This window comes from Oribacterium parvum ACB1, from assembly GCF_000238055.2.
Lineage (GTDB): Bacteria > Bacillota > Clostridia > Lachnospirales > Lachnospiraceae > Oribacterium > Oribacterium parvum.
In genome coordinates, this window is the sequence record NZ_KE148312.1 from 1206869 (window position 1) to 1232078 (window position 25210).

Annotated in this window: 21 protein-coding genes; 13 read left to right on the forward strand and 8 right to left on the reverse strand. The window is 43.6% G+C overall.

The features are described 5' to 3' along the window. Positions 1–211: 211 nt before the first annotated feature. Complete coding sequence (locus HMPREF9625_RS05500) at positions 212–1066, reverse strand: DegV family protein (RefSeq protein WP_009534906.1); 855 nt, start codon at positions 1064–1066, stop codon at positions 212–214. Positions 1067–1299: 233 nt separating this feature from the next. On the opposite strand from HMPREF9625_RS05500, the gene HMPREF9625_RS05505 reads away from it, so the two are divergent. From HMPREF9625_RS05505 to greA, 9 genes are all read left to right on the forward strand, one after another. Next, positions 1300–2994: a putative manganese-dependent inorganic diphosphatase gene (locus HMPREF9625_RS05505; protein ID WP_036569804.1), complete on the forward strand. Its 1695-nt coding sequence runs from the start codon at positions 1300–1302 to the stop codon at positions 2992–2994. Between the two features lie 250 nt (positions 2995–3244). Further along, positions 3245–3742, forward strand: coding sequence for a shikimate kinase (locus HMPREF9625_RS05510; RefSeq protein WP_009534904.1), 498 nt, complete (start codon positions 3245–3247; stop codon positions 3740–3742). 62 nt (positions 3743–3804) lie between these two features. Further along, on the forward strand, positions 3805–6591 hold the full coding sequence (locus tag HMPREF9625_RS05515; RefSeq protein WP_009534903.1) for an NYN domain-containing protein: 2787 nt from the start codon (positions 3805–3807) through the stop codon (positions 6589–6591). Between the two features lie 222 nt (positions 6592–6813). Then, positions 6814–7902, forward strand: coding sequence for a DUF3829 domain-containing protein (locus HMPREF9625_RS05520; RefSeq protein WP_009534902.1), 1089 nt, complete (start codon positions 6814–6816; stop codon positions 7900–7902). A 324-nt stretch (positions 7903–8226) separates the two neighbouring features. After that, complete coding sequence (locus tag HMPREF9625_RS05525) at positions 8227–9549, forward strand: hemolysin family protein (RefSeq protein WP_009534901.1); 1323 nt, start codon at positions 8227–8229, stop codon at positions 9547–9549. An 89-nt stretch (positions 9550–9638) separates the two neighbouring features. After that, positions 9639–10010, forward strand: a complete 372-nt coding sequence (locus tag HMPREF9625_RS05530; protein WP_009534900.1) for a heavy-metal-associated domain-containing protein — start codon at positions 9639–9641, stop codon at positions 10008–10010. Positions 10011–10177: 167 nt separating this feature from the next. Beyond that, positions 10178–10759, forward strand: a complete 582-nt coding sequence (locus tag HMPREF9625_RS05535; RefSeq protein WP_009534899.1) for an NUDIX domain-containing protein — start codon at positions 10178–10180, stop codon at positions 10757–10759. Positions 10760–10876: 117 nt separating this feature from the next. Next, positions 10877–11407, forward strand: coding sequence for an adenine phosphoribosyltransferase (locus tag HMPREF9625_RS05540; RefSeq protein ID WP_009534898.1), 531 nt, complete (start codon positions 10877–10879; stop codon positions 11405–11407). A 4-nt stretch (positions 11408–11411) separates the two neighbouring features. Continuing rightward, complete coding sequence (gene greA / locus HMPREF9625_RS05545; protein WP_009534897.1) at positions 11412–11915, forward strand: transcription elongation factor GreA; 504 nt, start codon at positions 11412–11414, stop codon at positions 11913–11915. A gap of 135 nt (positions 11916–12050) precedes the next feature. On the opposite strand, the gene HMPREF9625_RS05550 is transcribed toward greA, so the two are convergent. Then, positions 12051–12515: a CBS domain-containing protein gene (locus tag HMPREF9625_RS05550; protein ID WP_009534896.1), complete on the reverse strand. Its 465-nt coding sequence runs from the start codon at positions 12513–12515 to the stop codon at positions 12051–12053. A 269-nt stretch (positions 12516–12784) separates the two neighbouring features. Between HMPREF9625_RS05550 and HMPREF9625_RS05555 the strand changes: the two genes are divergently transcribed. The 4 genes from HMPREF9625_RS05555 to nrdG all read left to right on the forward strand — a co-directional run bounded on the left by HMPREF9625_RS05555 (position 12785) and on the right by nrdG (position 19116). Then, positions 12785–15052 carry a RelA/SpoT family protein gene (locus HMPREF9625_RS05555; protein ID WP_009534895.1) on the forward strand — a complete coding sequence of 756 codons (2268 nt, stop codon included), beginning with the start codon at positions 12785–12787 and terminating at the stop codon, positions 15050–15052. Then, the gene (locus HMPREF9625_RS05560) at positions 15053–15691 is read left to right on the forward strand and encodes an MBL fold metallo-hydrolase (protein WP_009534894.1); all 639 of its coding nucleotides are present in this window, start codon (positions 15053–15055) and stop codon (positions 15689–15691) included. Between the two features lie 505 nt (positions 15692–16196). Further along, positions 16197–18392, forward strand: a complete 2196-nt coding sequence (gene nrdD, locus HMPREF9625_RS05565) for an anaerobic ribonucleoside-triphosphate reductase (RefSeq protein ID WP_009534893.1) — start codon at positions 16197–16199, stop codon at positions 18390–18392. Between the two features lie 205 nt (positions 18393–18597). Continuing rightward, the gene (gene nrdG, locus HMPREF9625_RS05570; RefSeq protein WP_009534892.1) at positions 18598–19116 is read left to right on the forward strand and encodes an anaerobic ribonucleoside-triphosphate reductase activating protein; all 519 of its coding nucleotides are present in this window, start codon (positions 18598–18600) and stop codon (positions 19114–19116) included. Positions 19117–19294: 178 nt separating this feature from the next. Here nrdG and HMPREF9625_RS05575 read toward each other — a convergent pair whose 3' ends face one another. The 6 genes from HMPREF9625_RS05575 to HMPREF9625_RS05600 all read right to left on the reverse strand — a co-directional run bounded on the left by HMPREF9625_RS05575 (position 19295) and on the right by HMPREF9625_RS05600 (position 24992). After that, entirely contained in the window at positions 19295–19726 is a 432-nt protein-coding gene (locus HMPREF9625_RS05575; RefSeq protein ID WP_009534891.1) for a hypothetical protein, read from the reverse strand. 121 nt (positions 19727–19847) lie between these two features. Continuing rightward, a complete protein-coding gene (locus HMPREF9625_RS05580) occupies positions 19848–20552 on the reverse strand; it encodes a GntR family transcriptional regulator (RefSeq protein WP_009534890.1) in 705 nt (234 codons plus the stop codon). A 128-nt stretch (positions 20553–20680) separates the two neighbouring features. Further along, positions 20681–21565 carry a 4-(cytidine 5'-diphospho)-2-C-methyl-D-erythritol kinase gene (ispE, locus tag HMPREF9625_RS05585; RefSeq protein ID WP_009538427.1) on the reverse strand — a complete coding sequence of 295 codons (885 nt, stop codon included), beginning with the start codon at positions 21563–21565 and terminating at the stop codon, positions 20681–20683. Positions 21566–21699: 134 nt separating this feature from the next. After that, a complete protein-coding gene (locus HMPREF9625_RS05590) occupies positions 21700–22077 on the reverse strand; it encodes a type II toxin-antitoxin system VapC family toxin (protein ID WP_009534888.1) in 378 nt (125 codons plus the stop codon). Beyond that, positions 22064–22300 (reverse strand): hypothetical protein, encoded by a 237-nt coding sequence (locus HMPREF9625_RS05595; RefSeq protein WP_009534887.1) that lies wholly within the window; start codon positions 22298–22300, stop codon positions 22064–22066. The genes HMPREF9625_RS05590 and HMPREF9625_RS05595 overlap by 14 nt, the downstream gene beginning before the upstream one ends. Positions 22301–22469: 169 nt before the next feature. Then, the gene (locus tag HMPREF9625_RS05600; RefSeq protein WP_009534886.1) at positions 22470–24992 is read right to left on the reverse strand and encodes an Ig-like domain-containing protein; all 2523 of its coding nucleotides are present in this window, start codon (positions 24990–24992) and stop codon (positions 22470–22472) included. Between the last annotated feature and the right edge of the window lie 218 nt (positions 24993–25210).

Sequence of the window (25210 nt, forward strand, 5' to 3'; positions counted from 1 at the left end):
TAAAAAAATTAAAATAATTTTCTAAGCAATATAGGTCTGAACTTGGGGCACGCTCTCGCTAGCTTCGCCACGTAACGGATACTAAGCGAAAAACTGCGTTTCTCTTGTTTTTCGCAAGTACCGACGGGCTCAGACTACCCCTGCATTCAGACCTATATTGCAAAGAATTCCTTTATTATTTTGATTTTTTACAGTCCCTTTACGATTCATTCTATAGGGCTACGATAATCCCTTTGTCGTTGGCATAGATGGTAGCGACTCCTCTTGCATTCGTGATCACAATATCTCTAAACTTTGCCGCCTTTTCGAAATCAGCCTTTACCTGCTCTGCTCTTTCCGGGTCGTTTACATGAGTGATGACGAGACGCTTATTTTTTACGGCATCGACTCCACCTGCTTTTTCTACGGCAAGCTCCACCATTTTCTTGAGCGCTTTTTGCATCCCTCTTTGTTGCCCGAATTGTACGATGGCACCATCTACCGCTCCCATTACGGGTTTAATGTTTAGGGCACTGGCAAGGAAAGATTTCACACCGGTAAGGCGTCCGTTTTTCCGCAAGGTGTCCAGACTTTCCAGTACAAAAAGGGTGGTGATTTCGGAACATTCCTTTTCGATTAGGGAGATAACTTCTTCAAAGCTTTTTCCTGCTTCCTTTAATTCCTGAATCTCCATACAGAGTTTACACTCTCCGGCACTTGCCGAATTGGAGTTAAAGATATGAACCTTTTTCTTTTCTTCTCCGGCATTTTCCTCGTAAAGGCTCTGCCCTATTGTTGCAGCCTGAAAGGTTCCGGATAGCTTAGCGGAGAGAGTCACAATATAGACCTCTTCCGCATCCGAATCTTCAATCGCCTTCTGAAAAGCTTCCGGAGAGGGGCAAGCGGTCTTTGGTCCGACAGGAGATTCCTTAACTCTTTTTAAAAAATCCAATTGATCAAAATGCTCATCATCCAAGATGGAGTAGGAAGCGATTTCCAGGGTGAGGGGAACGCTACGGAAGACGGGATTCTTCTGCATTTCCTCCGTAAAATCTCCACAGCTGTCGGCAATAATTTGGTATGACATAAGTCCTCCCCTTTCTTATCTATAGGTTTAAAAATCTCTTGCGTGATAAAACACCGGAAGAGAATAGTATTGTCTTTTTTAAAAAATAATGTAGTTTTTAAAACTACATTGGAATTATAACGAGCATACCATAGCACTGTCAAGCTATCCTTGACAGAGTGCAGTACTTGCAATAAGATTTTTCAAGAGAGTAGTGGAGAAAGGAAGGACTTATGCCAACGAAAGAAGCTAAGATGTCCCATAATACGGAAAGAGATATTCTGGTCACAGGCCATCGCAATCCGGATACGGATTCTATCTGTGCCGCCATTTCCTATGCCCGTTTTAAAAATAAATACAATAAAACGAATCACTATATCCCCTGCAGGGCAGGTAGCTTGAATGCGGAGACAAGCTTTGTCCTTGATTATTTTAAGGAAGAAAAGCCGCGCCTCTTGGAGAGTGTCAAAACACAGGTTTCGGACGTGGCTTATCGGAAAACCCCGGGTGTCCCGAAAAATATGTCCTTAAAACAGGCCTACCAGATTATGCGGGACAGTCATGTGGTAACTCTTCCTGCGGTGACGAAGCAAGGAATATTAGAGGGGCTGATTACAATTTCGGATATCGCAAAATCCTATATGAATGTCTATGATTCCGCTATCATTTCTACGGCGAAGACACAGTATAAGAATATTTTAGAAACCCTGGAGGCAACCCGGATTACGGGAGATATTGAACGCTTCTGCCAAAAGGGAAAGGTCGTGATTGCGGCAGCCAATCCGGAGATGATGAATTACTATATTGAACCGCATGATATTGTAATCCTCGGAAACCGAGCGGAAAGTCAGCTCTCCGCTTTAGATAACGGTGCGGACTGCATCATTATCTGTGAAGGAGCAAATGCCTCTCCGACCATCCGTGACCTTGCCGAGCAAAACGGCATGATCATCATGGTAACTTCTTATGATGCCTATACGGCGGCACGCCTCATCAATCAATCTATCCCGATTGACTTCTTCATGACGAAGGAAGGAATCCTGAGTTTTCAGGAAGAAGACTATGTAGATGATATCCGGGAAGTTATGGCGAGTAAAAGGCATAGAGACTTCCCGGTCTTAAGTAAGGAAGGAAAATACCTCGGGATGATTTCCCGTAGAAACCTGATGGGTGCCCATGGAAAACAGGTTATTATGGTAGACCATAACGAACTCGGGCAAGCGTTGGAAGGGATGGAAAATGCAGAGATTCTGGAGATTATCGACCATCACCGGCTGGGAACCATACAGACTCTTTCTCCTGTCAGCTTCCGAAATCAGCCCTTGGGCTGCTGCAGCACCATTATTTACAAAATCTATCAGGAAAATGGAGTGAAGGTGGATAAGAAAACGGCAGGGCTTCTGATGTCCGCCATCATTTCCGATACTCTGCTCTTTCGTTCCCCTACCTGTACACCCGAAGATGAGAAGGCTGCACGGGAGCTTGCAAAAATTGCGGGCGTCGATATTGAGGCTTATGCAATGGAAATGTTTGCAGCAGGCTCCAATTTAAAACAAAAGACAGATAAAGAAATCTTTTATCAGGACTTTAAGATTTTTACCGCAGGGAAGATTCGTTTCGGTGTGAGCCAGGTCACTTCTCTAAATGAAGAAGAGCTGGACGGTTTAAAAGAGAGACTATTGCATTTTGCGAAGAGCGCTCTGGAAAAAGAGAATTTGAACATGGCCTTTGTGATGCTTACGAATATTCTTCGTCAGGATACGATTCTTCTTGCAGTAGGTCCCCGTTCCGGAGAGCTGATCAATATGGCCTTCTCCCTGGAGAGCGAAAAGGTGGTCTATACGCTTCACGGGGAGAGCGTAGAAGGTTATTCCGCACGAATTCCCGAGCTGGTTTCCAGAAAGAAACAGCTGATTCCGCCCCTTTCTCTTTTTGCGGAACAGTTATAATTATAATAAATCATCAGTGGTTCCCGAGCATCCTCTTCCGCAAAGACGCTCTCGCTCGGTTCCGGCTTAGCGGCACTAAGCATCGAACTTCGCTCTCGCTCGTTTTCTGCAAGTGCCGAAGCCTCCAAACGCTTTGCTATAGAGGATAGCTCGGAAATCACTGGATTGTATTCATAAAAGCATTCTACGAGGCTGTGCAGGAATAAGCCTGAATAACAATTGCTGTAGGAAGCAAAAAGAGGAAGAAGGAATGAATATATGTTTAATCGGGATGCCATCCAGCGGGAAGAGCGTCCTCGGAAAGATGCTTGCGAAGAAACGAAGGATGCGATTTTTGGATCTTGATACGCTGATTCAGGAAAATACCGGCAAGCTCTTAAGAGAGATCATCGCGGAGGAGGGCAGAGAAGGCTTTCTTCGGATAGAAGAAGAGGCGGGGGCGTCTCTTTCCGTGGAAAATACGGTCATTTCTCCGGGAGGATCCATCTGCTATGGAGAGAGGGCGATGAAGCATTTACGGGAGATTTCGAAGGTTATTTTCCTGCATGTCCCTTATGAGGAAATGGAAAAAAGAATCGGTGATCCGGTGAAGCGCGGGGTAGCGATTCCGGAAGGCTTTACGTTAAAGGATCTTTACGAAGAAAGAACGGCACTCTACCGTAAATATGCCGAATTCACACTGGAAGAAGAGAATTTATCGGCGGAAGAGTGTCTGGAGAAACTGATGCAGTACTTGGACCGTATATAAAGGATATTGAGAAGCGGAATTTTCAGGGCGGACGGCGCGAGGATTTACTTTAGGGAAGAACAATGGAAAATATTGTAATCGGGCTTTTAGCCCATGTCGATCGGGGAAAGACCAGTCTTTCGGAGAGCCTTCTCTTTGAAAGCGGGCAGATTTCAAAGAAGGGTCGTGTAGATCATGGAGACAGCCATCTGGACCATGATGAGCTGGAGCGAAAAAAAGGGATAACCATTTATGCAAAGAGTGTTTATTTTTCAAGGGGAAATAAGCGCTTTTTTCTTTTGGATACTCCCGGGCACAGAGAGTTTTCCGGAGAAATGGAGCGTGCTCTGCAGGTTCTAGACTATGGGATACTCCTTTTGGACGCGAAGGAAGGGATAGGAAAGAGGGAAAAGGAGCTTTGGACACTTGCGAAGGAGGCAGGGCTTCCACTCTTTTTCTTTGTCAACAAAATGGATCTTTTCCACGGGGATAAAAAAGACTTGCTGGAGGACTTGAAAAGGAATTTCCCGGAGGAAAATATCCTGGATTTCCATTTATTTCAAAGAGAGTTGTTTCAAGATGATTTGTCTAGAGGTGAATTATTCCAAAAGGGTTCCTTTCAAAATGATTCCTTTCAAAATGATTCCTTTCAAAATGATTCCTTTCAAAATGATTTTCCGGAAAAGAATCCGGCGCAATGTGATTTTCTTGAGTCTATTGCCCTTTCCAATCTGGAAAGCACGGAAGAGTATCTGGAAACAGGGAGTCTTAGGCTTTCGACGGTAGTGGAGTCTATAGAGAAGAGACAACTGATGCCGCTTTTTTTTGGCTCTGCCTTGCAACAAGAGGGGATAGGCGCATTTTTAGAGGCCCTTTCCGCGCTTACTGTGATGCGTAAAGCGGAAAAAAGAAAAGAAGAAGCAGGAGAAGATGGGACAGGGAGAGAAAGAGAGGAGAAAAGAGAGGAGAAAATTGAGGAAAAACGAGGGGTAAAGACAGTAAGAGATAAGTCCGAGAAGGCAGGCTTTATATATAAAATCACCCACGACGAAAAGGGAAGAAGAATTGCAAAAGGACGGCTCTTTAAGGGGAGTTTGGCTCTTAGAGAGGAATGGATAGAAGGAGAGAAGCTGACGGAGCTTCGTATGGAGCAGGGAGAGCGCTATGATGAGATTTCTCTTGTTGAACCGGGTATGCTTTTTTCCTGCCCTGTGTCGGAAAAGGTCAATCAAGGATATTTTCCGGAAGAGGCCGGGAATAAGACGAAAGAAAACGGTTTTTTCAGACTGAAGCTTACGATAGAGGGAGATGATATTCTGCGCTACGCTCGTGAGATTTCGGCCATCGCGAAGGAATTTCCGGAGTGGAAGCTGCATATCGAAGAAGAAAGCAGGACGGTCCTTTTGAACTCTCTCGGAAATCTGCAAAGAGAGCTTATGAAAAACATTTTTCAGAAAAGAACCGGGAAGGAACTGGAGTTCTCCGCGCCGGAGCTTGTGTACGGGGAAGGTCCGCGGAAAGAAGCCTACGGAAGAGCCGTCATAGAAAGTCCGGGGCATTATTTTGGAATCTTTATACGACTTTCACCTCTTTCTTATACCTTGTCCGAAAAAGAAAAAATATTGCAAAAGGAAGAAATACTGAAAAGCGAAGGAAGAAAAGCAGGAGGTCTTCTTTCTATTTCGGAAAAGAGTTCTCTAAAAAAGGACTGGATCAGTCTTTTACAAAATGAATGGGAAGACTTGGACCTAAGAGGCCCGGCTTTTTCAGGACCCTTTACTAACTATCGGATAGAGATTTTGGAGGCAGAGTGGACGGAAAGCCGTTCCTATTATATGGATTTAAAAGGAGCTCTTTGGGAGGCTCTTAACATGGCGAAGAACAATGCCGGGCTTCATCTCTATTCTCCTGTTTTTTCCTATGCGATTCGAACAGAGCAGGATACTACGGGGCAGGTTCTCCAAGAGATTGAAAGACTTTCCGGAAAGCAGGAAGAGCTTTTTATGGAAGAGGAAAAGGTCCTTCTAAAAGGAAAGATGCCGGGGGAAAGCTTGCCGGAGTTTCTCGAGATTCTGCAAAGAAGGGGAATCGATGCAGACTATCATTTTTCTCATTTTGCGGAAATGGAAGAAGAGAAGGAAAGGAAAGTTTTCATAGAACGCATGGGCGATGAGGAAGATTGGGAAGCTCTTTTCTACGGCAGAGAAGAGGCGGAATGTATCGAGAGGGGGATTTTGCCTAAGAAGAAGGAGAAGACGGGAGAGTTCATCAGCGATATAGAACTGGAAGAAATCTTCTTAAAGACCTTCGGCCCAATTCGAAACCGGGGGCAGGAAGCCTTGCTTTCCGAGCAAAAACTTGTTTTGTCGAAGGAAAAGGAAGAAAAGCAGAGAGAAGCCAGAGCACAGTATGAAAGAAAGTGGAGTCCCGGGAAGAAGGAAATCCTTCTTGTGGACGGGTATAATTTTATGTTCGCGAAAAATGACTTAAAGGAGCTTGCGACGGAAGATCTCATGGCCGGAAGGGAAAAGGTGGTACAGCTTTTATCCGAGTATGCGGTATTTTATGACAAAGAGGTTTATCTGATTTTTGATGCCTATCATGTAAAAGGAAATCAGGGAAGCAGAAAGCAGTTTGGAAAGAACCTCGAGCTCATTTTTACAAAAGAAGGAGAATCGGCGGATTTTACACTCACAAAGCTTGCTAAGGACTTTTCGGAAAAGGGAAGGAGGGTCAGCGTCGTGACTTCGGATCAGGCGGTACAGGTACAGGCCTTCTCCGGAAAGGGAGTCAGTCGTTATTCTTCACGGGAATTTTTCGTTATCTTAGAAGATATGCGAAAACAGATTTCGGAAATGGATTTAAGCTGAGTGTTTTTTTTCTCCCACCCCACCCCTGCCTCCTTCCTTATTTTGAACTATTTTTGTTTTTGCAGCTCTGTTCTGTTTGACGTAAGGGACAGCCAATGATAAGATATCGTACGGCAACGATGATTGTGAAATTTCATCACTATTATGAAAAAATTAAGAACAATAAGGGGAATGGGAAAGTGGAGTATCCGAAAGCCCATTTACAAAAAAGGGAGAGAAGAAGTGAAGAAAATAACTTTAGGAATGACCGCACTTGTGCTTGTACTGAGTCTTTCGGCTTGCGGAGAGTTAAAGGAAGCACAGAATGCATTTAAGAAGGGAAACGAAGAGAAGGAAACTGCAGCGGAGGGAAAGAAATCCGCTTTAAACAATCTTCTGGGGGCAATGCAGGGTAATAAAAAATCCTATGAAGACGATACTCCGGTGAGTGACTTGGAAGCCTACAACAATTATGTTGATTTGAGTAACTTTATGACCGGAGATGTGGAAAGTGCCTTGGACCGATACTTTGCCGGCGTGGAGGCGTCATCCGATTTTCATCCGGTGGAGAACGGATATTATATCGCGAACGGTTTTTCTTCTACAAATTATGATTTTCTGGATACCGTGGAGTCTCAGGCGGATCTCGGCACGGCCTATCCGGATGTAGATAATGCAGCTATGGAATTGATTCCCGCATTGAGAAACCTGATGCAGGTTTTGGATGAAGCGGCGGACTACGGAAAGCAGAAGAGCTATCTGGACGATAATTATGCAAAGGGAGAGGAAATTCATACTCGTTTTGTTCCTGCCGTAAACAGCTATGATGATTTGCGTGTTCCTTTCTTGAACAGCTTAAGAGACATCCTGAAAGAGCAGCAGAAAAAGGATCTGGAGCGTTTGGAAAAAGAGGGCTACACGATTCGCTATCAGATGCTGAAGCTCACAGTACTGAAGTCCGAGATTATGAATGTTATCTATACGCAGGAAAGTGTTTCGGATGAAAATATTCTTTCTCTGGATGTAACGGACATTAAGCCTAAGTATGAGGAGTATTCTTCCATTTTGGCTGAGTTTGCAACAAACTACAAAGATAAAGCGGAACAGGAAAAGGAAGGCTTTGAAACATACCAAAGTACACAGCTTGGTCTGTTCTATGATGCGGTAGTAAACTTTAAGGTACAGACTCAGGCGCTGATTTCTCGCGTAGAGGAGCAGAGAGAATACTCTGAAGCGGAGAAGTTGATTTTAAGAACTGCAGACGGTTCATTGGAGCATCTTGCAGAATGCGGTTCGGATGTGACTTCCAGATATAATTCCGTAATCGATTAAAGAGTGATTTTTGAAGTTCACATGGCTGAAAAAAGCGTAGAATTTGACAAAACAAGGAAGTTTCCGTATAATTCCGATAATATTTCCTGCCGGGAGCATAGAGAAATGATGTTCCTTTGCGGAGAAAAGTTAAAGAAGTAAAAAGATTCATGATATACAGCTTTGGAAAGGAACAGTCATGGAGGACGACGGGGACGGGAATACGCAAAACCCTACTCTAAGTAAGAAAAAAGAAGTATTTTTATATTGAGGATCAAGAAGAAGGTATAGTGGATTGCTGCTATGCCTTTTTCTCGTTGCATAAAGGAGGATTAAAAAAGCATTATGCTGGGAAGAGTTGTACTCTTATTTGTATTGATTTTGGTCAATGGATTTTTTTCCTGTGCGGAAATCGCGGTACTACAGGTAGGAGAAGCAAAAGTAAAGAAACTGAGCGAAGAGGGAAATAAAAAAGCAAAGAAGCTTTTGCAATTTACGGAGGAGCCCTCTCGCTTTTTGTCGACCATACAGGTGGCGATCACCATGGCGGGATTTCTCTCGAGTGCCTTTGCGGCGGAGAGTTTTGCAGGCTTGTTGGATGCTTTGGCGCTCCGCTTCCTTCCCTCTTTCAGCATAGGTGTGATTCATCCTATTTCTATTGTCCTGATTACCCTTGTATTATCTTACATCAGTATTGTTTTTGGAGAACTGGTACCGAAGAGGCTTGCGCAGGTACATACAGAAGCAATTGCTCTGAATATTGCGTCGATACTCGGCTTTGTTTCTCTTATCAGTACACCTTTGGTCTTTCTTCTTTCCGCATCGACCAACGCCATTCTTCGTTTGATCGGTATTGACCCGGATGAGGATGCAACACGCATTTCTGAAGAGGATATACTTTTGATGGTAGACGAAGGGATGGAGAAAGGAACCATTGAATCCTCGGAAAACGAATTTATCCAGAATGTCTTTGAATTTAAGGATTTGATAGTGGAGGAAGTCTGCACCCATAGAACGGATGTGGCAATGCTTTATATAGAGGATACGGATAGGCAGTGGAGGAGAACCATACATGAGCACCGCTATGCCTGTTATCCAATCTGCGGAGAAGACGATGACGACATTATCGGAATCCTGAACACCAAAGACTATTTCCGTTTAAATGACTTAAGCCGCCCCAACGTAATGAAAAATGCGGTGGAACGCCCCTTCTTTATTTCTCAAAACATGAAGGTTTCCGATTTGTTTGAAACCATGAAAAAGGAGCGGAAGTACTATGCCGTGGTACTGGATGAGTATGGCGGAATGACGGGAATTGTGACTCTCCATGACCTGATTGAAGCGCTTGTAGGAGATTTGCATGAAGAGGATGAGATACCGGAGCCGGATCCGATTGAAGCGGTAACGGAAAATGAATGGATTATTCTGGGGACAGCCGATCTAGAGGATGTAAATGAGGAACTTAAGATTAATCTGGACTTGGAAGCGGCCGATACCTTCGGCGGATATATCATGGGAATTCTCGGAAAGGTTCCGGAGGACGGAACGAGCTTCCATCTGGATACGGATAATCTCAGTATTGATGTAGCGGAGATCAAGAATCACAGAATCGGAAAGACGATAGTGCGCTTGATTGAGCCGGAAGAGAAAAAAGAGGAAGAGGAATAAAAAAAGAGAAATAAAGAATGCACTTGACAAATGACGAAAAAAGTCTAGCATAGTTAGTTGTGTTAAACCGATTAATTATGGAGGCAGATATGGGAAATTATATCATTATAGGACTTGTAATCGTAATCATATATTTTGCGGTGCAGAGTGTCATAAAAAGAGGAAAGAACGGTTGCTGCGGAGGCGGATCCTGTTCCGTGCATGAAGTAAAAGCGGAGGATCAGGACTTGAGTCACTATCCCTTTAAAGCAGTCGTTACTGTTGAAGATATGCATTGTGAGAACTGCAAGAAGAAGGTGGAGAGTGCCTTAAATGCAGTACACGGTGTTTGGGGAAAGGTTGATTTAAAGAGTAAAACGGCAGAAGTCCGGATGAAGGAAGAGCATACGGAGATGGAGATTCGAGAGTGGATCAATAAGGCCGGCTACGGCGTTTCTCATGTAGAACTGGAAAAGATATAAACTAGAAAAGAAATAAACGAGAAAAAAACGAAAAGAAATAAAAAAAAAATGCAAAACGGAATGCCAATCTAAAAGAAGAGGCATTCCGTTTTATGGTAATCCGTCCATAATCATGGTAAAATAGATGAGTTTGAAAGAGATGGAAAATCACGAAACGGAAGGACAATATGAGAGAAGAGCAAAAAGACTTTCATGTAGAAGACATCGAAGAAAAAAAGCCGGTAAAGCTGATTGAACGGAGTCTAAAATATAAGGGTTCCGTTTTGGAAGTGTATGATGACTATGTGGATGTGGGAGGGCACAAGACCCACTGGGATTTTATTCATCATATGGGAGCCTCGGCCGTACTTCCGGTTCTTCCCGACGGGAAGATTCTTATGGTCAGGCAGTACAGACATGCTTTGGGCAGGTTTACCCTGGAGATTCCTGCCGGAAAGAGGGACAGTGAAGATGAGGATTTTCTTCTTTGTGCGAAGAGAGAACTTTCCGAAGAAACGGGCTACAGCAGCGAAAACTGGGAGTTCCTACTCTATGTCAACACAACCGTTGCCTTTTTGGATGAAAAAATCGGCATCTATGTGGCAAGAGATTTGAAAAAGGGCGAACAACATTTTGATATCGATGAAGAGATTTTCTTGGAAGAATGGGAACTTTCGGACCTGCAGGAATTAATTTATGCAGGGAAGCTTACGGACGGGAAGACGGTAGCGGCAATACAGAGCTATGCGGCAAAGTTTCGCAATGCGTAAATAGAAACGGAACTTTGTGCACAAGGACTCTTGCTTAATCACGCGGCAACGGCTTATAGGAGATAATCCTTGTCTGTTATTGGAGGTTCAGGCAAGAGATTAAGAAAAGAGGAGAGTATGAAAAAAGAGCATTTGGCGGATTATGTTTTATCTATTCCGGATTTTCCGGAGAAGGGGATCATTTTCAGAGACATTACTTCCCTGATTCAGGATCCTGACGGTTTAAAAGATTCTGTGGACGGGCTCATTCGTTCGTTAGAGGGGATTGACTTTGACCTGGTCATCGGTTTGGAAAGCCGAGGCTTTATCTTCGGAACGGCAATTGCCTATGAGCTTCACAAAGGTTTTGTTCCGGTAAGAAAGAAAGGAAAGCTTCCCCGGGAGACGATTTCCGTTGCTTACGATCTTGAGTACGGAAAGGCGGAGGTGGAGATTCATAAGGACGCCATAAAGAAGGGAACAAAGGTGGTTATCGTGGATGATCTCATTGCTACCGGAGGAACCCTGGAGGCCGCTTGTAAGCTTGTAGAAATGCTTGGCGGAGAAGTAGTGAAGATTTCCGTTGTGATGGAGCTTGCCGGCTTGGAGGGCAGGAAGAAGCTTTCCGGCTATAAATTGGAATCCTTGATCTGCTACGAAGGAAAATAGGGTCATGTCTGAAGAATTAACGAAAGAAGATGTCCGAAAAATAGAAGAAGAGATTGTAAAGCGAAAGCTGGAGACGCGTCCGAAGCTGATAGAAGCGGTAAAAGAAGCAAGAGCGCAGGGGGATTTGTCCGAGAATTTTGAATATTATGCCGCAAAGCGGGAGAAGAATCAAAATGAATCCCGCATCCGTTACCTGGAGAGAATTCTGAAGTTTGCCAAGGTGATTTCTACGGAGAGTAAGGACGGTGAAGTTGGAATCAATGATACGGTGACCCTGTTCTTTCCTGAGGAAGGAGAAGAGGAAGTCTATCGACTCGTGACTTCTATACGCGGACAGTCCTTGGAGGGGAAAATCTCCAATATTTCCCCGCTGGGAAAGGCGATTGTCGGGAAGAGAGAGGGTGAAACGGTAGAGGTGAGACTCGAAACCGGCGCATCCTATACAGTTGAGATTCGGAAAATAGAAAAAACGGGAGAAAAAGAAGAAGAGGGCATCCGGAAATTCTAGATGCTCTCTTTTATTCTTAACAAGTATCGCACGCGCATCGTGCGATATGGTTTATAACAAGTGTCACACGCGAATTGTGCGGTATCTTGTATTATGAGTATCACACGCGAGGCGCACGGGCTTTCGGATAGAAAACTACCCTGTCAGAGAGGAATCCTCCACGGGGAAAGCCATGATGTCGCTATGCCCAAAGTTTTGGAAGTCTGCATGGCGATAGAGGTAGTTCATGATTTCCCTCCTCTTTACCATCCCGATAAAGTGCCCCAAGTCATCGACTACAGGCACAAAGTTTTGAGTTACAGCCCTATGTACCAAGCTTTCCATGGAACTGTTGATATCCACGGCTTCATAGTGCTTACACATGGGGATATCCTTTACCATGATTTTTTCCGCTTCCCGAAGGTCTAATTTCAACTGATTTTTTATCTCCCAGAGCAAATCACCTTCTGTCAGAGTTCCGGCGAACTTTCCGTCCTTTGTTAAAACGGGAATAGAAGAATACCGATGATATTCCATTTTTTCCAGAGTGTTCCGCAGACTATCCTCTTCCTCCACATAAGCTACATCACACTTAGGAGTCATGAAGAACAAAATATTCATAAAAGTGAAACCTCCCACTTTTCATTCTCGTCTTCTTATATATCGACAAGATTCACAAAAATATACCTTTGCTCTAAGCATAAAAAGAAGATATGACAGAATTGTGACTGGAAGCTTAAAAAAGAAAAAAGAACTGCGATATTTTGAAAACTTATCCTTAGGAAAAGGATAGGGATGGCTATCTACTTAAAATACGAGTGAAATAGACTCATTTTGACAAGGCTTAAGGAACAGAGTAAAATACTCCTATATCAAAGAATGGAGTCATTATGCTTTTAGACAAGAAGGAAGACCGACCCTTAGAAAGACCTAAGGACAATACTCCACCTGAAGAGCTCTTGCAGATGCTTCTTGAAAATGTGCGTTCCTACCACCCTTCCGAAGACCTTTCCATGATTACGAAGGCATACGAAGTGGCGAAGGAGCAACATAAGGACCAGAAGAGAAAATCAGGGGAGCCATATATTATTCATCCCCTCTGCGTAGCCATCATCCTTGCCGACTTGGAAATGGATAAGGAAACGATTGCGGCAGGGCTTCTTCACGATGTGGTGGAAGACACCGGTATGACCTTAAAGGACCTGGAGGCGGAATTCAATCCGGATGTGGCAAGTCTTGTGGACGGTGTAACCAAGCTGACACAGTTGAATCTGAATTCCGACAAGGTGGAGATGCAGGCGGAGAATCTGCGGAAAATGTTCGTCTCCATGGCAAAGGACATCCGTGTGATTATCATAAAACTTGCGGACCGTTTGCATAACTTAAGAACGCTGGAATACCAGAGTCCGGAAAAGCGAAAGGAGAAGGCGAGAGAGTCTTTGGAGATATACTCCCCTCTTGCGGATCGACTCGGTATCAGTAAGATTAAGATTGAGATGGACGATCTTTCTTTAAAGTACCTGGAGCCGGAAGTTTATTATGACCTTGCGGATAAGGTGCACTTTAAGAGAGAGGCAAGAGAAGACCGGATCAACTCCATCGTGGAAGAGGTGCGGGAACATATAGAAGAAAGCGGTATTGAAGCGAATATTAAGGGAAGAATCAAGCATTTCTTCTCGATATACAAGAAGATGGTGAATCAGAACAAGACCATAGACCAGATCTATGATCTTTTTGCGATTCGTATCATTGTGGAGACGGTGCGGGACTGCTATGCGGTGCTGGGGGTAATTCACAAGATGTACACTCCGATTCCGGGCCGTTTCAAAGACTATATCGCGATGCCCAAGCCCAATATGTATCAGTCTCTTCATACCACTGTTATCGGAAGAGACGGAGTGCCCTTTGAGATACAGATTCGTACCTATGAGATGCACAGAACCGCAGAGTTCGGTATTGCGGCGCATTGGAAGTACAAGGAGCAGGGCGGATCCAACGAGAAAGCCACGGAGACGGAGATGTCCAAGATGAAGTGGCTGCATGAGATTTTAGAGTGGCAAAAAGACGAGTCGGATTCCAAGGAATTTATGAACATGGTGAAGTCCGACCTCTCTCTCTTCAATGAAAATGTTTACTGCTTTACACCGACGGGAGATGTCAAAAACCTGCCGCAGGGCTCTACGCCGATTGACTTTGCTTATTCCATCCACTCTGCCGTGGGAAATAAGATGGTGGGGGCAAAGGTCAACGATAAGCTTGTTCCGATAGAGTACCAATTACAAAATGGAGACCGGGTAGACATCATCACCAGCCAAAACTCCAGGGGACCATCCAGAGATTGGCTGAAAATTGTAAAGTCCACCCAGGCGAAAAATAAGATTAACCAATGGTTCAGACACGAGCAGAAGGATGAGAATCAGGATCGCGGTAAGGACCTTTTGGATAAATATGTGAAGGCTAAGGGGCTTTCCCTCCCGGAGTTGACCAAGCCCGAGTATATTGCGGCAGTTTTGCGCAGATACAGCTATAGAGACTGGGACAGCGTGCTTGCGGCAGTGGGACGAGGCGGTATCAAAGAGTCACAGGTTATTTCGAAGCTTCTCGATGCAAAGCACAAGGCGGAAGACAAGAGTATTGATGATAAGACGGTTTTAAAGAATATTGAAGATCTGACAAAGAAGCCGGAGGTAATCCGAAAGTCCAAGTCCGGTATCATTGTAAAGGGGATTCATGACCTTGCGGTACGCTATGCAAGATGCTGCAACCCTGTACCGGGAGACGAGGTGGTCGGCTTTGTGACAAGAGGACGAGGAATCACGGTTCACCGTACCGACTGCATTAACATCATGGATTTATCTGAGGATGAGAAGGCACGCCGAATTGAGGTGGAGTGGGATAATAACCCCGGAAACGGAGAGAGCTATTCTACGGAATTACAGCTTTTTACCAACAACAGAATCGGCTTAATTGTAGACATTTCCAAGGTTTTAGCGGATGACAATATTGCGATACAGGGGATGAATACCCACTCCGCAAAGAACGGAAAGGTAACGATTCTTCTGTCCTTTGAGGTGCCGAACAGGGAGGTTTTGAATACAATCATAGGAAAGCTCAGAAAGATTCAGGGTGTTTATGAAATAGAGAGAGGTAAGGGGTAAATGTTGCAAGTAAAACGAATCTTAGTGGGAATCGTTGGGACAAACTGCTATATTGTTTATGACAAGGATACGAAGGAAGCGGTTGTGATTGATCCCGGTGCGGAGGAGGAAAGAATCATTTCCTTCATAGAAGAGGAGGGCTTAAAGCCGGAAGCGATTCTGCTCACCCACGGGCATTTCGATCATATTTTGGCGGTACCGGCACTTAGAGAGAAGTACAAGATCCCGTTATATGCAGCTAAAGAAGAGCGGGAAATGCTCGGAGACGGAGAACTGAATCTTTCCGGAAGAGATCCGGAGGACAGTGTGGAGATTAAGGAATTCATTCCTCTTCATGACGGGGAGGAACTGGAATTTCTTGGAAGGAAATGGAAAGTCATCACAAGTCCGGGACACACTAAGGGCTCTGTCTGCTACTTTTTGGCAGGAGAAATTCCCTATCTTTTCAGTGGCGATACGCTCTTTTTGGAGTCCTACGGAAGAACGGATTTATTTAGCGGAAGCGAGAAGGACATTATCAAAAGTATACGAGAAAAGCTCTTTCTGCTTCCGGATGATACCTTGGTTTTTCCGGGGCATGAGGAAAGCACAACAATACGAAATGAAAAGAGCTATAATCCGGTTAATTTCTTTAAGTAAATTTTATCAGGGCTGTAAAAAATCAAATTAATTCTTGAGCAATATAGGTCTGAAATGGGGGCACGCTCTCGCTAGCTTCGCCTCGTAACGGATACTAAGCGAAAAACTGCGTTTCTCTTGTTTTTCGCAAGTATCGGGCTCAGACTACCCCCGCATTCAGACCTATATTGCCCAAAAATATTTATTATTGTGTTTTTTTTACAGTCCTTTTTTGAGTTCTTAAAGACGATCCTTTAAGGGATGCAGAGTTTTATTTTGAAAGAGGAAAAGTGTATAAAATTTTCCTCTTTTTTTGTATTTATTTTTATAGGATTTCCCCTTTTCAAAATAGAGCTTTTGTCGTATGATAAGGAGCGAAAACACAATATGTAGTGCAGAATCAAAAATTCAAAACAATATCATGTTCATTTTTGAAAACAAGGCTAAGTTATACATACAAGTTTAAGGATTCATAAAGCCTGGAAAGATTGTCTTTTCCGGCTTTTTTTCACGGATAGGGGGAAATATGGAAACGGAAGTTTTACTCATGAAGAATGTCATTAAGCGGAATGGAAAAGAAGTAAAGTTTGATGTCTCAAAGATTGTTCATGCTATTGAGAAGGCCAATCATGAGGTAGATCCCATCTTTCAGTTAAACAGCTTCCAGATTCAGGCAGCTGCAGAGTCTGTGGTCAAGAAGATTCAGGCGAAAAGCTATGCTGTAAATGTTGAAGAGATTCAGGATATGGTAGAGACCGCCATCATGGAGATGCGCGGCTATGAGGTGGCGCAGAAGTATGTTCGTTATCGTTATAAGAGAGAGATGGCGAGAAAGGCGAACTCCACGGACGACGATATCTTGGCACTCATTGATCAGGCCAATGAAGAGTTAAAGCAGGAAAACTCCAACAAGAACCCGGTTATCAACTCCACACAGAGAGACTATATGGCGGGAGAGGTTTCCAAGGATTTAACCAGGAGACTCTTACTTCCGGAAGATATTGTGCATGCCCATGAGGAAGGCATGATCCATTTTCATGATTCCGATTACTATGCGCAGAAGGAGCATAACTGTGACCTTATTAACTTGGAGGATATGCTTCAGAACGGAACCGTGATTTCCGAAACGATGATTGAGAAGCCGCACAGCTTCTTTACTGCCTGCAATGTAACCACACAGATTGTGGCACAGGTGGCTTCCAATCAGTACGGCGGACAGTCCTTTACGCTTTCCCACTTAGCGCCCTTTGTGGACATTTCCAGACAGAAGATAAGAGAAGCTGTCATCGAGGAGAGAAAAGAAACCGGTGAAAGCATGGATGAGGAAATCATCACTAAAATCGTGAACCGCCGCTTACGAGAAGAAATCAAGAGCGGTATCCAGACTATCCAGTATCAGCTGATTACCCTTATGACCTGTAATGGACAGGCTCCCTTTGTGACGATGTTTATGTACCTTGATGAAGTGGAGAAGGGACCGGTACGGGATGACCTTGCCCTGATTATTGAAGAGGTGCTTCGACAGAGAATGCAGGGGGTGAAAAATGAAAAGGGCGTATGGATTACCCCTGCTTTCCCGAAGCTCATTTACGTTTTGGATGAGGACAATATTTTTGAAAACTCTCCTTACTATTATTTGACCGAACTTTCCGCAAAGTGCACGGCAAAGAGGATGGTGCCCGACTACATTTCCGCAAAGAAGATGAAGGAGTATAAGGGAGGAGACGTATATCCTTGTATGGGTTGCCGTTCCTTCCTTACGGAAGACAAAGAAGGACTCGGAGAAAACGGAAAGCATAAGTACTACGGTCGTTTTAATCAGGGTGTAGTAACCATCAATTTAGTGGATGTGGCTTGCTCTTCCGAGGGCGATATGGAGAAGTTCTGGGAGATTTTGGATGAGCGCCTCGCGCTTTGCCATAAGGCACTTCGTCTTCGTCATGAGAGACTCCTCGGCACGGTTTCCGATGTGGCACCGATTCTTTGGCAGTACGGCGCACTCGCAAGACTGAAGAAGGGAGAGACCATCGATAAGCTCCTCTTTAACAACTACAGCACCATTTCTCTCGGCTATGCAGGGCTTTACGAGATGTGTGTCCGTATGCTCGGTGTTTCTCATACGACAGAGCAGGGAAGAGAGTTCTCTTTAAAGGTTATGGAAAAGCTGAATGAGGCCTGCAAGACCTGGAGAGCGGCAGAGAATATCAGCTACTCCGTATACGGTACTCCTATGGAATCCACTACTTATAAGTTTGCAAAGGCTTTAAAGAAGCGCTTCGGGGAGATTCCCGGGGTGACGGACAAGAACTATATTACGAACTCCTACCATGTACACGTTTCGGAGAAAATCGATGCCTTCTCGAAGCTTTCCTTTGAGGCGGATTTCCAGAAGCTTTCTCCGGGCGGCGCAATCAGCTATGTGGAGGTACCGAATCTCCAAAACAACATTCCGGCGGTACTGAGCCTCATGAAGTTTATCTATGAGAACATCATGTATGCGGAGCTGAATACCAAGTCCGATTACTGCTGTGCCTGCGGCTTTGACGGAGAGATTCAGATTATCGAAGACAGCTACGGCAAGCTCCAGTGGCGCTGCCCGAACTGCGGAAATACGAATCAGGAACAGCTTTCCGTGGCAAGAAGAACCTGCGGTTATATCGGAACGCAGTTTTGGAATCAGGGGAGAACACAGGAGATAAAGGATCGGGTGTTGCACCTGTAGACTTTATTTCTGCGCATAAAATTATGCTTCCACATGATGTGTATATTGAAACAGGGGCACGCTCTCGCTAACCTCGCCACGTAGGGGATACTAAGCGAAAAACTGCATTTCATTTGTTTTTCGCAAGTACCCACGGGCTCAGATTACCCCTTATTTCAATATACACATCATTGTGGATGTTTTTATCTTTTAGGGGAAGAAAACCATGCATTATGCAGAAGTGAAATATTTCGATGTGGCAAACGGGCCGGGGATAAGAGTCAGTCTCTTTGTCTCCGGCTGTCCTCATGCCTGTCCGGGCTGTTTTAACGAGATTGCCTGGAATTATGAATATGGAGAAAAGTATACGGAGGAAGTGGAGGAGAAGATTCTTAAGGCTGTTTCCAAGGCGGAGATTCAGGGCTTGAGTCTACTTGGCGGAGAGCCTCTATATCCTGCGAATCTTCGTGCCCTTTTGCCACTTCTTCGGAAACTAAGGGAAAGGCTCCCGAAAAAGGACATCTGGTGCTATTCCGGCTATACCTACGAGGAGCTTCTTTCCAGAAAAGGGGAAGAAAAAAAAGAACTCGAAGAGCTCTTTTCATACCTTACCGTCCTTGTGGACGGACGCTTTATAGAAGCGGAAAAAGATATCACGCTCCTCTTCCGGGGGTCTAAGAACCAAAGGTTGATTCTTGTTGAAGAAAGCAGGAGGAGGGGAGAAGTCGTTTTGTATAATCAATAAACACCCCACTCCATTACCCGTCTAAAGACGCTCGCGCTCGGTTCCGACGTAGCAGCACTAAGCATCGAGCTTCACATAGCTTGCTCTCTGCAAGTGCCGACGTCTCCAAACGCTTTATCCGGATAATGGAGTAGGTGTTATGAATACAAAATGACTTTTCTGATGAAAAGTCATATCTTTATTTCCCCGGATCAACCATGGAGATGATGTTCATATCCTTATCGAAGGTTACTTCAACCTTGGTGCCGATTTCAATACCCTGTGAGAGTCCGGAAAGATCACTTTTCTCGGTCTTTGTCAGCTCGTAATCTTTTCCGTCATTTCCTTGGATGCTTACACTAAACATGGCGGCATCGGTAATGGTTCCGTTGATTACGGTTAAATCCTTCTTTTCTTTCTTGCCGGATTCCTTTCCTTTTGCTTCATTCTCTACTTCACTTGCTTTTTCCGTACCGTCCTTAGACTCTGTATCCTTTTTTTCGCCTTCATCCCCCGATGTGATTTCCGTTGAGACTTCGGCAGCTTTTGTCGTTTCCGTAGTGGCTTTCTTCGCGCAAGCCATCAGACCAAGTAAACCGACTACTCCTATCAATAATACAATTTTCTTCATTTTGTGCTCCTTCCTGGAAAAGCCTTTAGAGACTTATCCATTATAGAATACAATTGTTAAAATTCTTTGTTCAGAGAAGGATTATATTTCTTACTTTTCAAACAATTCTGTATTTCTTGATTTAACGTTTTTTTGCAGATTGTCTACTGCGCTCCTCCGCTTCGTTCAGATTCTTGGATACGGTAATTTCCTGATTATCAATATGCTCCTTCATCAAGGCCTTTGCACGAATGATGTCTCGAATGCGGATGGCTTCCAGAATCTTTTCGTGCTCGCTAATCAGAGTTCCGCGCTGCGCTTCGTCCTTAATATACTCCAAGCGGTAACGATACATTTGCTCCCGGAGGTTGTTAATCATCTGAATTAAACGCTTGTTTCCGGTAGCGGTATAAATGATATCGTGATAAGCTTCATCGGCTTCGGCAATCTCCATCTCCGTACCGGTCTCCACGATTTTTTTAAAATGTTTTTCCGCCTCTTGAAGCGCCAGTAACTGCTCTTCGGTGATGCGCTGGCAGGCAAGGTCTGTAGCGAGTTCTTCCAGTGCACCGCGTACCTCTAAAACATCCTGTAGGGACTTATGGGAGATTTTTGCGACTTCAGCTCCACGCCGAGGAATCATGAGTACCAGCCCCTCCAGTTCCAGCTTACGAATCGCTTCGCGAATGGGAGTTCTGGACACCCCGAGCTTTTCTGCAAGCTGAATCTCCATGAGCCTTTCGCCCGGTTTCAACTCCCCCTTTAGGATTGCCTGCCGAAGTGTGTTAAAAACCAAGTCCCGAAGCGGGAGATATTCGTTCATATTGATTGTGAAATCGCTACCCATACTATCCTCCTTTAAAAACATTTCCTATATTGAATGGGGTATTGCAGTTATGTCTGATGCGCTAATAGGGAGTTTTTTTATCTATCTATTATATGTATGCCATAAAGTGGAAACTCTCTTTGTCTTAATTAAGCATAAGCCTCTGTAATCCAGGCATTCTCAATTAGATCTTTATGTTCTCCACTACGAAGGCTTTGAAGTATCATTTTCGCTTTTTCCTTTTCTTTTTCCGGGAAAATACCGAAAACGGTTGGACCGGATCCGCTCATAAGGGAAAGCAGCGCGCCCTCCTTTATAAAAAAGTCCTTCAATACTTGAATTTCCGGCCTGAGAGAAATACTGACTTTCTCCAAGAGATTGCCGCCAAGCGCACAAATATCTTCCAAAGATCCACTTTCCAATTCCTTTATCATTCTGTCCACATCGGGATGTTCTGCGTCAGTGATATTTTTCAAGTGAAGATTCTCATAAATCAACTTTGTAGATAGGGAAAATGCAGGTTTTACCAAAAGGATGGTGCAGGGTGGAAGAGTGGGAAGTTTACAGAGCTTTTCTCCAATTCCCTCCGAAAGAGAACAACCTTTATGCAGGCAGAATGGAATATCGGCACCGAGCTTTACAGCACGCTTTTCCAGTTCCTCTGTACTTAAGTTCAGATGGAAGAGTTGATTTATCCCGTGAAACACCGCAGCAGCATCAGCAGAGCCTCCGGCCATACCGGCAGCAACAGGAAGACGTTTCATGAGCCGTAAGCTTAATCCTTCTTCGATGGAGAACTCATCCATAATAGCCTTTGCGGCTCTAACCATGAGATTCTCTTCATTTGTGGGGAGAGAGGGGAGATTACATTCCATCCGGATTCCTCTTTCTCTCTCTTTTTTTATAAAAATACCGTCATGAAGGGCAACTGTGTGCATAATCATCTTTACTTCATGATAGCCGTCATTCCTTCGTCCCAACACATCCAAAGAAAGATTTATCTTTCCGTGAGCTCTCAGCTCGATTTCATCCATAGTAATCCCCTTGACTACACAATCCTCTTTGTATACAAAGTCCCTTAGATTTTACTGAAAAAATTGCATTTTTGCAAGTACAAGAAAAATCCCGCAGCAAAGGCTACGAGATGAGAAAGTTATGCAATAAGGAGTCATTCATTAAAGGAAACAGTATCTAATAGTTTGTTTAGTTTCCGATCAAAAGAGAAAACATCGTATTTTTTATAAAATTTATATGCATATAAAATGCAGTCTACAAAGTCTAAATTTTTTTCAGCAAAGCATTGAATGCCAAGCTCTAAAACATCTCTGTCATCAACATTTACTTCTAAAAGGAAGGTAAGCAAGGATTCTTTTAAAGAAGATTTGTTAACTTGATAGACCCCGGTCAATACATAAACAACTTCGGCTAAAACAAAAATGGGAACAAAGGCTTTACCATTACTAATTAGCTCTGAGACTTCGGAAGCCATATCGATATGGTCGTTTAAAATGTATCTCAATACTGCATTTGCATCAAGTAGAACCATATTTTTTTCCTACCATTTCGTTCCATGCATTATTTTCCTTATTCCATAAATTTGTATTAGCATATTTAGATAAGGAGCCTCTTGCGGATGTAGAAGCCTTTAGAGGCTTTTCCTCGATGAACTCGTCTAATACAGTAATGATAAGTTTTTGATTTTTTTTGGCATGAACTTGTTCAAAAGTTTGTATCTGTTTTCCGTCATAATAACCATTTAATGCAAGCATAGGAAATACCTCCCTTCTAAAAAATTCAATTATTATTGCTTTCCTACACTATAACTTGAATTCCCCTTCTTCTGCAAGCGTTAAAACAGTTTGAAAAGGTTTAAAATAAAAAATACAAGGAATTGCAATGAAAAAAGGAAGAGCCGTTTAAGCCCTTCCCTTTCATTGTTTATCTACTGCTTCTCTTTTTTCTCCCTGCAAAGAGGCTTGTGCAGAAGCCAAGGCCTGCCATAGCAAAGAGCGCAAGGTTCATCCAGATGTTTCTTGAATCCTCTGTTTTGGTATAACCGCGACCTACGCCTAAAACGGCAGGTCTTTCTGCGCCGAGAACATTTCCTTCCGGCGTACGAACAGCGGCAAGAACTTCTCCAGGATGCTCTGAAGGAGGTGTCGGAGGATTCGGTGTATTGCCACCGCCACCAGGATTATTCGGTGTGTTTCCGCCGCCGCCCGGAGTTCTCGGATTATTTCCGCCACCGCCCGGAGTTACAGGAGGAATCTCCGAAGGAGTGCTCGGTGTCGTCGGAGTCGGAGGAATCTCTGAAGGAGTACTCGGAGTAGTCGGTGTCGGAGGAATCTCCGAAGGAGTGGCCGGTGTCGGAGGTGTCGGAGGAATCTCCGAAGGAGTAGCCGGTGTCGGAGGTGTCGGGGGAACGGTAGGCTTCTGTGAATTTGTAACAGTGAATCCATTTGCTGCATCCCCTGCAATTCCTACAGTAAAACCTTCTACCGTAACTTCTTCAATACCATAGTTAATAGCTCTTCCCTGCGCATCTTCTTTTGGAAGATTGGAGAAGGATGCCTTCCAGTTGTTTGTTGCGGATAATACAAGCTTTTGATCAGGATCCTTTACTCCGTTCTTTTTAAGGTAAACTTCAATTGTTGCCGGAATTGTAGCGGGATTTGCCGCATCTACAATCCATTGCTTTTCTACGGAGAAAGCTACGGTTTCCTTCTGTGGATCTTCCTTCTTTTTGTTGGTAACTTTTACAACAAAGGTTTTATTAACATTATCGGGGTTCGTCAAATCATCTGTAGTAATAGAGATAGGACCGGCATTCAAAATATCATAGCCATCCGGAGCTTTAGTCTCCTCCAATTCATAGTCTGCATAGAGAAGACCATCGAAGTTTATGATACCATTATCATCCGTTTTCGCAGTTTTGGTATAGCTACTTCCCTTTTTCTTAAGGGTGAATTCCGCATCTTTTAAAGGCTGTCCGGGAACGCTGTCATCCGTTTTTTTAATCTGAATGGTATAAGTGTTTAATCCGTTTAAAATACCACCCTCGATATTCACGAAGGAATCTCTGACTTTTAAGTCGTGCTTAATATTGGAGTCCCCCACAAGCTTTGCCTGATTGTTGTATGCTGTTGTCTTTGGCGTATCATTAATTTCTGCGTAGTAAACAAAGGTATAGCCGTCTCTTGGATTTAAATCTCCAATAGTATACGTAAAACTTTTTCCGTCTTCTGCATATGTCGGATTCCAAGGATTGGGTTCAGCGTCTTCATTGGGATTATCCGGCTTTCTAAGCTTCCATGAACTTCCTCTATCCGGACTGTTCTCATCATCGGTTGTTGCATTTTCCCATTTATTGTTTACCCAGTTTACGGAATACCAGTTTCCCTTTTGCATTGTGGGAGAATAGGTTTTTATATCACTTTCTGTTAAATCGCTCTTAGTTGGATCAAAGTAACTCAGTTCAGGAGAGATTAATTGATCCACCAATTTAACATTTTTTAAATTACCGGCTCCTGCTACTCTTATTACATTTCGTTCATCAATAGTAATCTTATACTGAATTAAGTAATGCGTAATTCCTTTTTTGTCGGTGACCAGGAACATCTTTCTATCTGAGGCTTTCCAGAAACTAACCGGGTTGTCCCTGTTCGTTACCTCATAGTTTACCGTATGGTTAATTTCCGTTTTGTTGTTTACGGTAATCTGTAAGGGGGCATTTTTTGTCGATTCTTTGAGAACGGATTTATCTATACTTGCAGCAAAGTATACATTTCCGGAAGTTGCGGTATAGTTTTCAACTTCCTTAGTAAAGGTAATCTTAATCTCCTTACTTCCCGCATCATAGATTCCCTCTGCCAAGGTGATGGACTTACCTGTATCATCCTTACCGGGGATAGAGAACTTACTGCTTTCAGACTTTAAAACATCCGGAAGTTTAATCAGAATGTAATCGTCTTTCTTTACATTCTTTGAAGAATCAATATGGATGTCCGCTTTAAATTGCAGACTCTGGTAGCTTGTAATAGTGGTTCCGTCTTGTACATCTGCATTATCAACTGTCAATTTGTAATTGGACAAAACTCCATCGATTGCCTTAGGTGCACCGGCAACTTCCGTTGCTGATGCAGCGATTAAAGCATTCAAATCTTCTTCGCTGAAGTTCTTGCTCAGCTCCTCAAGCATGGCTAAATCATCGAAGCCATCTTCGTCATTAGCCTCATTCGCTTCTTCTGCAACTCTGTTTGTTTCTTCCTTACTACCGTTTTCAGTGAGCTCTACATTTGGAGCTTCCTCGCGCTTTTCCTCCGTAGAGGAAGCGATTTCTACTGCTTCGTTTTCAAGGTTTATCCCATCTTGATTGCTTCCTGCAGCATTGGCAAAGGAGAATCCCTGCCAAACCATCACAAGTGCAAGCAAAAGGGACAAAATCTGTCTCTTTGCTTTCATAATCTTCTTCTCCTTATTCTTTCTTAATGAAACATTAATAAATTCTTATCGAACACACTTTACCATATAGAAAAAAGATTTCAAGAGATTAAAATAAATATATGGAAGTGCTTGAGTCAAAATATTAATAAAATATAAATAAAAAATTGAAATTTTTCTTCATAATTGTATTATTTGTACAATTAATTTCATTAATAAAAAAATAATTGTCTATTTTG

Bases quoted from the DNA above. Each gene is read 5' to 3' on its own strand.
- HMPREF9625_RS05500 (WP_009534906.1), bottom strand. From the start codon at position 1,066: ATGTCATACCAAATTATTGCCGACAGCTGTGGAGATTTTACGGAGGAA.
- HMPREF9625_RS05505 (WP_036569804.1), top strand. From the start codon at position 1,300: ATGTCCCATAATACGGAAAGAGATATTCTGGTCACAGGCCATCGCAAT.
- HMPREF9625_RS05510 (WP_009534904.1), top strand. From the start codon at position 3,245: ATGAATATATGTTTAATCGGGATGCCATCCAGCGGGAAGAGCGTCCTC.
- HMPREF9625_RS05515 (WP_009534903.1), top strand. From the start codon at position 3,805: ATGGAAAATATTGTAATCGGGCTTTTAGCCCATGTCGATCGGGGAAAG.
- HMPREF9625_RS05525 (WP_009534901.1), top strand. From the start codon at position 8,227: ATGCTGGGAAGAGTTGTACTCTTATTTGTATTGATTTTGGTCAATGGA.
- HMPREF9625_RS05530 (WP_009534900.1), top strand. From the start codon at position 9,639: ATGGGAAATTATATCATTATAGGACTTGTAATCGTAATCATATATTTT.
- HMPREF9625_RS05535 (WP_009534899.1), top strand. From the start codon at position 10,178: ATGAGAGAAGAGCAAAAAGACTTTCATGTAGAAGACATCGAAGAAAAA.
- HMPREF9625_RS05540 (WP_009534898.1), top strand. From the start codon at position 10,877: ATGAAAAAAGAGCATTTGGCGGATTATGTTTTATCTATTCCGGATTTT.
- greA (WP_009534897.1), top strand. From the start codon at position 11,412: ATGTCTGAAGAATTAACGAAAGAAGATGTCCGAAAAATAGAAGAAGAG.
- HMPREF9625_RS05550 (WP_009534896.1), bottom strand. From the start codon at position 12,515: ATGAATATTTTGTTCTTCATGACTCCTAAGTGTGATGTAGCTTATGTG.
- HMPREF9625_RS05555 (WP_009534895.1), top strand. From the start codon at position 12,785: ATGCTTTTAGACAAGAAGGAAGACCGACCCTTAGAAAGACCTAAGGAC.
- HMPREF9625_RS05560 (WP_009534894.1), top strand. From the start codon at position 15,053: ATGTTGCAAGTAAAACGAATCTTAGTGGGAATCGTTGGGACAAACTGC.
- nrdD (WP_009534893.1), top strand. From the start codon at position 16,197: ATGGAAACGGAAGTTTTACTCATGAAGAATGTCATTAAGCGGAATGGA.
- nrdG (WP_009534892.1), top strand. From the start codon at position 18,598: ATGCATTATGCAGAAGTGAAATATTTCGATGTGGCAAACGGGCCGGGG.
- HMPREF9625_RS05575 (WP_009534891.1), bottom strand. From the start codon at position 19,726: ATGAAGAAAATTGTATTATTGATAGGAGTAGTCGGTTTACTTGGTCTG.
- HMPREF9625_RS05580 (WP_009534890.1), bottom strand. From the start codon at position 20,552: ATGGGTAGCGATTTCACAATCAATATGAACGAATATCTCCCGCTTCGG.
- ispE (WP_009538427.1), bottom strand. From the start codon at position 21,565: ATGGATGAAATCGAGCTGAGAGCTCACGGAAAGATAAATCTTTCTTTG.
- HMPREF9625_RS05590 (WP_009534888.1), bottom strand. From the start codon at position 22,077: ATGGTTCTACTTGATGCAAATGCAGTATTGAGATACATTTTAAACGAC.
- HMPREF9625_RS05595 (WP_009534887.1), bottom strand. From the start codon at position 22,300: ATGCTTGCATTAAATGGTTATTATGACGGAAAACAGATACAAACTTTT.
- HMPREF9625_RS05600 (WP_009534886.1), bottom strand. From the start codon at position 24,992: ATGAAAGCAAAGAGACAGATTTTGTCCCTTTTGCTTGCACTTGTGATG.